The organism is Cytophaga aurantiaca DSM 3654, assembly GCF_000379725.1.
GTDB classification, from domain to species: domain Bacteria; phylum Bacteroidota; class Bacteroidia; order Cytophagales; family Cytophagaceae; genus Cytophaga; species Cytophaga aurantiaca.
This window is the reverse complement of record NZ_KB903625.1, coordinates 80194-91482: the sequence shown is the minus strand read 5'-3', so window position 1 is coordinate 91482 and position 11289 is coordinate 80194. Positions and strand designations below refer to the sequence as shown.

Sequence of the window (11289 nt, the reverse complement as noted above, 5' to 3'; positions counted from 1 at the left end):
GAATTATTTACTGATCTTTTACCACTTAAGCGTTTCTTTATTTAAAAATGCTGCAATGCCTTTTTTGCAATCAGAAGAATTACGTGCAGTGGCATTCATTTTAGCAGCATAAGCTAATGCCTCGTTTAATGGCATCGACTGTATTTCGGCCAACATTTTTTTTGTAAGCTCCATGGATGTTTCGGAGTTGTGTATGATCAGATGTTCCGCAAATTTTAACACTTCTTCTTCAAGTTCGTTTTCTGAATCAATAATATTTGTTACAAGACCATATTTTTGTGCATCTGCAGCTTTGATCACATTTCCGCTTAACAACATCATGCGCGCGTTCGACTCGCCGATTTTCTTAATCAGAAAGGTCATCACAATTGCAGGAATAAAACCAATCCGCGATTCTGTATAGCCAAAGTTTGCTTCCGGAATACTGAATGCAAAATCACATACACTCACCAATCCGCAGCCTCCCGCTAAAGCATGTCCGTTTACTTGTGCAATAACAACTTTGTTTAATGTATAGATTAATTTATAGAGCTCCATCAGATGTGTGGAGTCTACTAAATTTTCTTCGTAGGTATTGTGCTGCAACTGCTGAAGATATTCTAAGTCTGCACCGGCACAAAATGCCATTCCTTCGGCTTTTAGAATAATTACTTTTACAGCAGGATCTGCCGCAAAAGATTGAAATGCTTCCTTCAATTCACTTACAAATTGAAAATTAAGTGCATTGCGTTTATCCGGACGATTTAAGCTGATAAAGCCGATGCGATCGCTGATGGTGGTTTGTACAAATTCCATACGTTATAAAAGTATAAAATAAATATAAGCAGAATTTATCATATCATTTTAGTGAAACAATGCTTTTTACTTTTAAAGAATGGAATTTTTTAGCGCTATAAACCATGCTATCCTGTTCTTTATATGAAAACGTATGTTCGATTGCTAAGGGAACGTTTGTGCAATTTTTACGGGTAATCCAGATCAGATTGTGGGCTGGAATTTCAGCGGCTAAACCGCTATAAGAAGAGTTTGTAGGATATTCGTTCAATTCACGCAGGTTGTAAAAGGCTTTTATTTTTAGTTTGTCAAAGGGTTTTACAGGAACCTGTGAATACATAGTTGCATCCAATCCGTTTATAGAAAGGATGGCTGATTTCTTTCCATGGCTAATAAACAGGCGGTCTGTTTTATGTTCACTTACATACTCGTTATAGATCCGGAATGCAGTCCAGCTAATGCAAATCAGAATGCCTGCAATAAGCGTTTTCTTTTTCAGTATAAACGGAAACTGAATGTAGGTGCAAAGAATAGCAGCTACCAGAATGGCTTCTACGGCGCTGAAAGCAATCGGTTGTATGGAACTGTTTGGTAGAGAAGCAAAGTAGGTTGCCGTGTTTGCAAACAGTTCTATGATCCATTGTGTGCAGTTGAACAGCCATGTGAAATGAATGCCGAGTCCGACAAAAAAAATGCTGATCATGCTGGCAAATAAACCGATGGTTGAGATGGGGATGAGTACCATGTTTGCCGGAATGAAATAAAGCGGAAAGGATTGAAAGTGATACAATACAACAGGTAAGGTGGTAAGCTGCGCGCAAACAGTTATGGATAATCCTTCAAAAAAATATTTACTTACACGGTTTTTAAAATCGAATTGTCGTGAAATGAATTGGTGTAAAGTTAAAATACCGATCACTGCCAGGACGGAAAGCTGGAAGCCCAGATTCCATAGCTGGTATGGGCTGAACCAAAGTATGATCAGGATGCTTGTGCCCAATGTATTTAAACCACTGCCGCGTTTGCGGAATGCATAGGCAACGGCAAACATGCTGCACATGATGGATGCTCGCAATACAGAAGTGGAACATCCGCTTAATAACGTAAAGTATGTTAGCACAAACAAGGCAGTTGCCAGAAATACAAAACGATGTTTCTGTGAACTTCCGAAAGGCAGAAAGATCAGAAACAGCATTTCATAAATCAATGCGGTATGCATGCCCGACACCGCTAATAAATGCGAGACACCGCTTTTCAAAAAAGAGTCCTTTGTTTCTCTATCCAGCTCCTCACGATAACCCAACAACAGACTCTCCGCTAAGCCTTTCGATTCAGGAGTTGTGAAGATCTGTGCGGTAGATTTTTTAAACTGAACTCTGCTTGCCTGAATCCATTGATAGAAGGCATGTGTAAGACCATGTACGGTATCTTTTGTAATGGAACAGAGTTCAAGTTTGTGCGTGATGCCATTGCTAAACAGATAGGTCTTATAATCGAATTCAAAGGGGAATGCCGGCGCGTCAATTTCGGATGCAGGTTTTGCAGTTGAAAACACATCTCCGTAGTTCAACACCACATGTGTGTCTTTACAGATTACTAAAAAAGTTTCTGTATCAAAGAATTCGAACGAAGAGGAGTTGATTACCGTTGCCTCAAATTGTGTTTGAAACGATTGCTTCTGCGGGAACGAACTGATGCGAAGCTGTTTCATCCTTCCTGTCTCATGCTGCTGCCAGAGCTGCATACGCAGCATGCCCAAGCAGATCATTACCATGCTTATTGAAATGAGTAAATGGATTTGGTATTGTGCGGTTGTTTTAAAAAAACGAAAGATCAGATAGCTTAAACTGATTGCTCCGATCAGACAAACGATCCAGACGGGTATATCTATATACCGTGCAATGCATATGCCTGCCAATAAAAATAAGCTGTACCGAAACATAGGAATATGTTTCCGTGTAATTTCCCCCATAGCTGTAATTCAAAAAGTATTCTAAAAATTTGTAAAATGATATTGAAAATCAACCGCAAAGAACGCAAGGATTTTTCGCAAAGGGCGCAAGTAAAGCAGTTGTGTTCCTTGCGTTTTTTTCTTTGCGTACTTTGCGGTTGATTTTTTTCAAGCGGTATTTATTGCTTCACAATCTTGTAGACATATCTGTTGCCTCCATCTGACACCTGGATCAGATATACACCACTAGCCAGCGATGATAGGTCGATCTGTTTTGTATAGCTGTATACTTCCTGATCGTGGGCTTTGAAAACAAGCTGGCCCAGCATATTGTAGATGATGTAATCAATATTTTTTGTTCCGTTAAACAGTATTTTAATATTCAGTACATCACTCGTTGGATTAGGAAACAGCGTTGCAGTAAACGTATCAGAGGATTGTAAAATATTAATGTTGTCCAGATAAAATGTATTGATGCCTTTCGAGTACGCAACAAACTTTAGATGAACAACTGTATTCGTCGCATAGCCAACGAGGCTGATCTCTGTTGTATTCCATTCGTTTGCTCCCGGAACAAATGATGCTCTAGGGTTTGATGTGCTGCTAAAGTTCGATCCATAAAATGTATACAGTGGAACGAAATTATCAGCACAGCCTGTGGAGATGAAAATAACAATGCTATCTGTTTTGGGATTGTTGGCAAGTGGACTGTAAGCCCAGTTAAACCGAAGCTTCGGATTGGATGTTGTTCTTAAATTGAAATACGGAGACACGTAACTGAATACGTATTTATGAGTAGTTGCATCGGTTTCAACATACACACTGTCGTTGGTGACAGAGATTGCATAGCTACCATTGTTGAATGCGCTGGTATTGCTTAGTTCAAATCCTTTGGTGTAGGTACTGCTGCTGTTTGGATTTATTGTTGTCCAGCCATCGGATGCAATGTCTCCATCTTCAAACGATTTTTCATACGGCGTATTGATGCCTGCTGGAATGGAACAACAGCCTAAGGAAGAAAGCAAGGCATAGCGTCTGGCGCTGAGTTCAATGGTGGTGCGCATTCTGGACTTCTGATCCTCTGTAAATAAATTCATACACCCGTCGTCGGAGTAGTCCATATAATTCTGAACCATACGTGCAGGGGTACATACTACCGTATTCGGTCCGGAAGGGATGTTGTTGCATGCCGGATAAGCCGATTCATAGACGTTTCCACAAGGAGGTGTATCGTTGCAATAATCTGTTAAGGAGCAATCGCCGCTGTTGAAATCGCCCCAGGGGTGCGACAAGCCAAACCAGTGGCCCACTTCGTGCGTGGTGGTTCTGCCTAAATTGTATTTTGTTACATAAACATTTCCAACCTTCCCGAATGCTTTGTAATCAATTACTACACCATCTGTTTTTTTAACTCCATCTGATGGATTTAAACCGGGAACGCCTGTTGCGCCCGGAGGCTGTGCAAAACCAAGTATACCACCGTTGAGGTCACATACCCAAATGTTCAGGTACTGATCGCTTGGCCAATAAGCAAGCTGACTCAGCAGTGTTGCATCTGCAACGGTGTAGGTTGACTGATTGTTGTAGGTGCGTGTAATGCCGGTTGAATAGACACCATTCGAATCTCTGTTAGCAAGACAGAATTGTAGTTTCACATTTGCAGCAATGGGTTTGTAACCGGGAGGTGTATTTACCGAGTCTGCATTCAAACGCTGGTAATCGTTGTTAAGCACTTCTATCTGTGAAAGCACCTGCGCATCGCTGATGTTGTTATTGTTTGTGCCGCCAATAATACCTGCAGCATTGTTGTGAATGATATGGATCACAACCGGTATTTTTATAATTGTATCTGTTGATGTAGACGTGCGAAGAGATTGGTTCGGATGTAAGGTTAGTTGTTTTTGAAACAGAAGAATGTGTTTGTATGCTTCGGGTTGCGTTGCTTTCAAATGTTCTATGTATTCTCCCGAACCGCAACGGTCGCCCGTTTGAGCCATGCCTGTACTGCATACACAAAAAAATATCCAAAAAATCAGTAACAGTTTATTCATTTTTCTTTTGTTCGTTTTCGTAAGCCTCCAGAATACGTTCAACAAGTTTATGGCGCATTACATCTTTTTTATCCAGTTCAATCTGGGCAATACCCGGAATGCCTTTCAATATTTTAGTTGCTTCTACCAAGCCCGATTTCTGATTGCGTGGCAAATCAATTTGAGAGCTATCACCCGTTACAACCATTTTACAGTTGTTACCCATACGCGTCAAAAACATTTTGATCTGCATGGCTGTGGTGTTCTGTGCTTCATCCAATAAAATGAATGCACCGTGCAAGGTACGTCCACGCATGTAAGCCAAGGGCGCAATTTCTATAACGTTGTTCTCGTAATAATATTTTAATTTCTCTGCGGGGATCATATCCTCTAAGGCATCGTAGATCGGACGCAGGTATGGGTCGATCTTTTCTTTCAGATCACCGGGTAAAAAGCCCAGACTTTCTCCTGCTTCAACAGCAGGTCTGGTGATGATGATCTTTTTAATTTCTTTATTCTTTAACGCACGTACGGCAAGTGCTACAGAGATGTAGGTTTTACCCGTACCGGCAGGGCCAAGCACAAACATCAGATCGTTTTCGCGGATGCCTTTCACAATCTTTTGCTGATTGAGTGTACGTGCTTTTATGATGATGCCTTTGTTGCCATGCAGAATAATGTCGTCATCCGCTGCAGCGCTGCTTCCTGTGCCGCCTTCTGCAGGTGTAAGTCCGTCCTGTGTAGCAAGCTCATCAGAGCTTAAAATAGAGCGCACGTATTTATCATCCAGATATCCATATTTATGGAAATAGATCTGAAGCGTATCGATCACATCTGAGATACGTTGTACCTCCAGCAGGTTGCCAATGATCTTGATCTCATTGCCACGACTGATAATCTTAGACTTGGGGAAAGCTGTAATTACCTCGTTGATGTTCTTATTATGGACACCCATGAATTCTGCAATAGGCAGATCTTCCAGGTTGATTATTTTTTCTACGATCAATGCAATCAGTATTAATTGTTATAGCAATCACGATAAAAAAATGTATTTTTACTTTTACAGGTTTTACCGTTTTTCGCTTTTAACAAATATACTAAAAAGACAGACTGGTTCATGGCGATTATTACTTTTATGTCCGATTTTGGCTGGCGCGATCCCTATGTGGCTTCGATTAAGGCAAAAATTTTATCGGTCAACCATACCATGCAGATCGTTGATATTACGCACGAAATTGAGCATTTCAATATTCCGCATGCGGCCTATGTGATGCGCAACATCTTTCGTGATTTCCCTAAAGGCTCGGTGCATCTGGTCTGTGTGAATACGCCTATTTCCGGTAGAGAAAAACTGGTGGCGTTGAAGCTCGAAGAACATTATTTTGTAGGCATAGACAATGGTTTCTTTTCCCTGTTGAGTGATAAGCAGCCAACGGTAATGATTGAACTACGCAAAGACGATAAATATTCGCCCCTTTTTCCGGAACGGAGTACGCTTGCTACCAGTGCCGTAGCATTGGCCAGCGGCAGTTCCATTTACAATATGGGCGTTGAATTGAAAGGTTTGGGTACGATGATGCTTCCGCAGGTAAAAGTGACCAAAAACCAGATCTGGGGCAGGGTAGTGCATGTGGATCATTACGGCAATCTCATTACCAATATCACCCAGGAAATGTTTGATAAGGTGCACGACGGCAGACCGTATTCGGTGATGTTTTCCAGAGAGCAGGTGGAACAGATCTCAAAGGCCTACAGCTCGGTAGAGAGCGGGGAGTGCGTAGCGGTATTTAACAGCAGCGGCAATCTGGAAATCGCAATTTGTCACGGAAATGCGTCTGAGTTGTTAGGGCTACAGTATGATAGTCAGGTACAGATTAAATTTGCGGAGAGTATCTAGTTACTAGTTTCCAGTCACTAGACTCGAAATGATTGCCAGTTTTCATGTTATGAAACTTCACGAATTATTTTTTTTCTAGAAACTAGTAGCTTGCAACTAGAAACTTTTATTTATAAGTAGTTGGTAACTAATTTTCTATACTCTAATCTGGCAACTAGTACCTAGTAACTAGCAACTAAAATTTGTTTTTTCAGCCAAATTTTCTACTTTTGCAACCCCACATAGAAGATGTGGATGATTTGCCTGGATGGCGGAACTGGTAGACGCGCACGACTCAAAATCGTGTACCGTGAGGTGTGTCGGTTCGATTCCGACTCTAGGTACAGGCAAGATAAAGAGAAACATCACGCAAGCGGTGTTTCTCTTTATTGTTTTAGAGCTAAAATTTTTATGGCATCTGTTTATATTCTTTTTTCAGATTCGTTGGGTAAATATTATATAGGAAGTTGTAAGGACATAGATGATCGGTTGCAACAACATCGATTGAAGGTATATAACACAAGTTTTACGTCGAAAGCAGAAGATTGGCAAGTATTTCTTTTGATATCAGTCCCGATAGCTATCGGGATGGGCTATGAGCAAGCGCGTAAAATTGAGGGTCATATCAAACGTATGAAGAGTAGTGTTTATATCAAAAATCTTAAGCAATATCCTGAGATAATTGAAAAACTGATTCAAATATATTCATAGTATTCCGGTTGGTGGTCCCGATAGCTATGCGGTCCCGATAGCTATCGGGATGGTAGACGCGCACGACTCAATCCCGATAGTTATCGGGACGTGTACCGTGAGGTGTGTCGGTTCGATTCCGACTCTAGGTACAGGCAAGATAAAGAGAAACATTACGCAAGCGGTGTTTCTCTTTATTGTTTTAGAGCTAAAATTTTTATGGCATCTGTTTATATTCTTTTTTCAGATTCGTTGGGTAAATTTTATACAGGAAGTATTAGTTACACTCAATAAAAAACGTTCTGAAAAGTTCGATGTTTATTACATTTTTAATGAAAAAGGGAGTCAGAGCGGTTATCGAACTATTACTTCAATTGTTTAGAAACTTCCTCTTTACCAATATAACCTATATGTGACCAAACAAGTTTTTTATCCTTGTAAAGTAACAAGGTTGGTAACGTTGCTAATTTAAGTTCTTTGAATAATGATTGATTTTCATCAGCGTCAATGCGAAGTAAAATAAATTTATCTTCCCTCTCTTTTTCTAATTCATCCAAATAAGGTTTCATTTTTTTACATGGCGCACACCAAGGAGCATAAAAATCCACCAATACCAATTTGTCAGAAATAAGGAGAGCATCAAATTGTTGTCGACTCATTCCTATTGATTTATTTACCGTATTGGTCGTTTCAGGAAAACCTGCATCACGCCATTTCAGAATCCCGCCATTTAATTCGTAAACCTTTGAAAAGCCCATAGTGCGCATTTTATCAGCCGCTGAAGAACTCCTCCCTCCACTCAAACAATACACAAAAACAGAGTTTGATGTATCCAATAGAGAAATCTGTTTTTCAAAATCATCTCCGTTCCAATCAATATTTATGGCGTTTTGTAAATGCCCTTTTAAATATTCTTTGGGCGTTCGCACATCTATAATTGTAGATGAATGTTTCTCTTTTATTTTCTCAGTAAATTCAATAGGCGTTAGTAACATATTCTCTTGTTTCACTTGTGTAGTAGAACACGAAAAGATTGACAACAGAATACATGTTGTGGAAATAATCAGGAATACTTTCATATACGTTAAGTATTATTTTTTTTCTTTACATAAGGCAAATCACAGCCATTGCTTCTGCAACAACCTGTATTCAATACAGCTTGAAACAATAGAAATGCAGCAAGCAAACCAGATAAAATATCCCGGGATTGAAATGCATGAATTGAAATTACTATACCAATAATCAATCGAAGCCACCTCATGAAGTGCCAATCCGAAAATAACGTGTGTTTAATACGTTCCATTATTTTATTTTGCTTTGCAATCCTGACCAACCGCCGCCATTATATACTTCAACAAAACCATTGGCCTTTAAAATACTTCTGGCTGAAGAACTACGCATTCCTGAAGCACAACATGTAATAATTGGGTTCTCTTTTTTGAGTTTAGATAAATTACTTTTTAATGTATCTAATGGAATATTCAACGAACCTTTTATATGTCCTCCTTGATATTCTCCTTTTGTTCGTACATCGATTATTGTTGCTCCGTTTTTTACTAAAGTAGAATAATCAATAGGAGTACCTGAGCCGAATAAATTTTTTAAAAAGCCTATCATAATTTATTATTAGTTTTTTTGTTGAACATTTAACCAGGAACCGCCATTCGAGCATTCAATTCCTTCTTCTTTTAAAAAAGCCGTTGCGTGACCACTTCTATTGCCGCTTGCACAGCATAAAATAATTGGTTGTGTAAACGACTTAATATCGTTCAGGCGATGAGGTATTTCCTGCAAAGGAATATTCATCGAATTCTCTACATGCCCTGATTTGTATTCTTCAGGACTTCTTACATCAATGATTGTCATGTTTTCGTTTTTTTAAGCTTTGAACATATTGAATAGTAAGCCACCCATTATAAGACCATACATCGTACTGTTGACTGGATTTGATGTTATGGGGCAGCTTCCATTGGCGCATCCAACAAACTGGTAATACATATAGCCTGCAAGTGCTCCAATCAACAAACCCAATGCAGTAATTCTATATTTTTTTATCATGTTCATGGTTCTGATATGGATACGGTTTTATTGGAAAAGACCAAGGTCCCATTGTAAACAATATCCCAGGTAACAGGCATGATTTTCTTTAACATGCTGCTTACACCACAGTATTTTTCCTGCGAGTCGGATACTGCCTCAAGGGCAGCGTCTTTATTTTGCACACTCCCTTTGAAAGAATATTCAAGATGAATGGATGTGTATTGTATGGGAGCAGTTTTGCTTAATTCTCCCGTTACCTTTATATCAAAGGAGTCCATCTCTTTTTTTTCTTTTCGTAACAAGGCTACTACATCCATGCCTGTGCAGCCCGACAAAGCAGTAAGTACGAAGGGCTTTGGAATCGGAGCCGAGTTTTCTCCTCCAGATTTTTCGGGGGCATCCATAATAACCGTATGAACGTTTATCAATGCATTGAATTGCATTTTACCCATCCATTGGGTTTCTACTTCATGTGCCATATCAGTGTGTGTCTTTTTGTTTTGTATTTATTTTAAAAGGCAGGTACAACGGACAAAATGCGATAAAGCTTGTCGCAATGAATATCGTTGCCAATCCCAGCAGAATAATTGCTGTTACTCCATTAATGACTTGAGTGAAATACAGAACTATTATTAAGGCAGCAAGTAAGGAACGAAAGACTCTGTCGATCATTCCCATATTATGTTTTATCTTCATATCGGATGGTTTAGTTGAATTCATGCTGCTAAATTCGGTGAATGTGAATTGTTGGTCAGTTACTTTTGTTACATTCACCTAAATAATTCAACAGTTAATAAGTAAATTGCTGAGCAACAATAATTTGAAATCTATGGATTTGGAAAATATATCGAAATTGAAATCTTCGCCTGAAATGTGGCAGCGACTTTCTGCCTATGGTGTTGTTAAGAACTTTAAACAGGATGATGTGATTCTGAATGAAGACAGTTATATAAAGGCGATTCCGATTGTACTTAAAGGGAGCCTGCGCGTGATGCGAACCGAAGAAGATGGAAGGGAGATATTGTTGTATTATATTAAAGCCGGAGAAAGCTGCATCATGTCTTTTTTAGGAGGCATCCATCACGAAACAAGCAAAGTAAAGGCAGTAGCAGAAGAAGATGTAGAAGTGTTGCTGCTGCCGGTTGATAAAGTCGGTGTGCTTTTGAAAGACTTTCCCGAATGGCTGGATTATATATTCAAACTATATCATAAGCGGTTTGAGGAATTGCTTGAAGTTGTAAATGCTGTGGCGTTTAAAAAAGTAGACGAAAGATTGTTAGATTTTCTTCATAAGAAATCTGACAACACAAAAAGCAAAATTCTTTCGATTACGCACGAGCAGCTTGCCAATGAATTGGGAACAGCACGGGTTGTTGTATCAAGGCTTTTAAAGCAATTAGAAATAAACGGAACATTGAAACTTGAAAGGAATAAAATTACCTTACTTTAAACAATCTACCCCTCATAATGCTCCATAAACGTCATTATTTATCTGGTTTCAACTACCATTTGGGTATAGGCTAAAAAGACTTCGAAGGTTATTCTTCAGAGTCTTTTTTTATTAGCGCCAGACTAGACACGATTATAGGATTGCGGGATGGGCAGGATTTTTATTTGCTCTTGATAATGAAGCGTTGTGAACGATCAATGATTTATCAATTCTAGCGTGTCCCTGCGGGCCGGGCTATCCGCTTCAATCTTTTTTGCGAAAAGCAAAAAAGGATTTCCGCTGCTATCCCTCACGCTGCGTGGTTTATCATCCATCTGTTGTTAATGAAACGGTGACCCCAGCGGGGTCAAATATTGTCTGAACCGCTGATTTACGCTGATTAAACTGATTTACTATGATTATTCGTTATCGAATGGTGTACTAAATTCAACTGCCTTCACTGGCTCCAGTCTTAGCGCAGCGATGAATGGTGCCCAGT

14 protein-coding genes and 1 tRNA gene are annotated in these 11289 nt (G+C 39.5%); 4 read left to right on the top strand and 11 right to left on the bottom strand.

Annotated elements, in window-relative coordinates:
• Window positions 1–18: 18 nt before the first annotated feature.
• The 4 genes from A3EE_RS0105275 to A3EE_RS0105260 all read right to left on the bottom strand — a co-directional run bounded on the left by A3EE_RS0105275 (window position 19) and on the right by A3EE_RS0105260 (window position 5758).
• Window positions 19–795, bottom strand: coding sequence for an enoyl-CoA hydratase/isomerase family protein (locus tag A3EE_RS0105275; protein ID WP_018342396.1), 777 nt, complete (start codon window positions 793–795; stop codon window positions 19–21).
• A 43-nt stretch (window positions 796–838) separates the two neighbouring features.
• Window positions 839–2716: a ComEC/Rec2 family competence protein gene (locus tag A3EE_RS0105270; RefSeq protein WP_157446894.1), complete on the bottom strand. Its 1878-nt coding sequence runs from the start codon at window positions 2714–2716 to the stop codon at window positions 839–841.
• 188 nt (window positions 2717–2904) lie between these two features.
• On the bottom strand, window positions 2905–4776 hold the full coding sequence (locus A3EE_RS20060; RefSeq protein WP_018342394.1) for a T9SS type A sorting domain-containing protein: 1872 nt from the start codon (window positions 4774–4776) through the stop codon (window positions 2905–2907).
• Window positions 4769–5758, bottom strand: a complete 990-nt coding sequence (locus A3EE_RS0105260) for a PhoH family protein (protein ID WP_026209610.1) — start codon at window positions 5756–5758, stop codon at window positions 4769–4771. The genes A3EE_RS20060 and A3EE_RS0105260 overlap by 8 nt, the downstream gene beginning before the upstream one ends.
• A 114-nt stretch (window positions 5759–5872) precedes the next feature.
• Between A3EE_RS0105260 and A3EE_RS0105255 the strand changes: the two genes are divergently transcribed.
• The 3 genes from A3EE_RS0105255 (at window position 5873) to A3EE_RS22250 (ending at window position 7342) form a co-directional block, all read left to right on the top strand.
• Window positions 5873–6652 carry an SAM hydrolase/SAM-dependent halogenase family protein gene (locus tag A3EE_RS0105255; RefSeq protein ID WP_018342392.1) on the top strand — a complete coding sequence of 260 codons (780 nt, stop codon included), beginning with the start codon at window positions 5873–5875 and terminating at the stop codon, window positions 6650–6652.
• 241 nt (window positions 6653–6893) lie between these two features.
• Window positions 6894–6975, top strand: a tRNA-Leu gene (locus A3EE_RS0105250).
• Between the two features lie 67 nt (window positions 6976–7042).
• Window positions 7043–7342 carry a GIY-YIG nuclease family protein gene (locus A3EE_RS22250; RefSeq protein ID WP_026209609.1) on the top strand — a complete coding sequence of 100 codons (300 nt, stop codon included), beginning with the start codon at window positions 7043–7045 and terminating at the stop codon, window positions 7340–7342.
• 344 nt (window positions 7343–7686) lie between these two features.
• Here the strand turns inward: A3EE_RS22250 and A3EE_RS0105235 are convergent, their stop codons facing one another.
• From A3EE_RS0105235 to A3EE_RS0105205, 7 genes are all read right to left on the bottom strand, one after another.
• Entirely contained in the window at window positions 7687–8316 is a 630-nt protein-coding gene (locus tag A3EE_RS0105235) for a thioredoxin domain-containing protein (protein ID WP_018342390.1), read from the bottom strand.
• 89 nt (window positions 8317–8405) lie between these two features.
• The gene (locus tag A3EE_RS0105230; protein ID WP_018342389.1) at window positions 8406–8624 is read right to left on the bottom strand and encodes a hypothetical protein; all 219 of its coding nucleotides are present in this window, start codon (window positions 8622–8624) and stop codon (window positions 8406–8408) included.
• Entirely contained in the window at window positions 8624–8938 is a 315-nt protein-coding gene (locus tag A3EE_RS0105225) for a rhodanese-like domain-containing protein (RefSeq protein WP_018342388.1), read from the bottom strand. The genes A3EE_RS0105230 and A3EE_RS0105225 overlap by 1 nt, the downstream gene beginning before the upstream one ends.
• Window positions 8939–8947: 9 nt before the next feature.
• A complete protein-coding gene (locus A3EE_RS21795; protein WP_018342387.1) occupies window positions 8948–9187 on the bottom strand; it encodes a rhodanese-like domain-containing protein in 240 nt (79 codons plus the stop codon).
• Window positions 9188–9199: 12 nt separating this feature from the next.
• Window positions 9200–9379: a DUF6132 family protein gene (locus A3EE_RS21790; RefSeq protein ID WP_245553806.1), complete on the bottom strand. Its 180-nt coding sequence runs from the start codon at window positions 9377–9379 to the stop codon at window positions 9200–9202.
• A 2-nt stretch (window positions 9380–9381) separates the two neighbouring features.
• Window positions 9382–9840, bottom strand: a complete 459-nt coding sequence (locus A3EE_RS0105210; RefSeq protein WP_018342385.1) for an OsmC family protein — start codon at window positions 9838–9840, stop codon at window positions 9382–9384.
• Window position 9841: 1 nt separating this feature from the next.
• Window positions 9842–10081 (bottom strand): YgaP family membrane protein, encoded by a 240-nt coding sequence (locus A3EE_RS0105205; RefSeq protein ID WP_245553805.1) that lies wholly within the window; start codon window positions 10079–10081, stop codon window positions 9842–9844.
• A 109-nt stretch (window positions 10082–10190) separates the two neighbouring features.
• Here A3EE_RS0105205 and A3EE_RS0105200 point away from each other — a divergent pair, with 109 nt between their 5' ends.
• Window positions 10191–10811, top strand: coding sequence for a Crp/Fnr family transcriptional regulator (locus tag A3EE_RS0105200; protein WP_018342383.1), 621 nt, complete (start codon window positions 10191–10193; stop codon window positions 10809–10811).
• Window positions 10812–11289 lie beyond the last annotated feature (478 nt).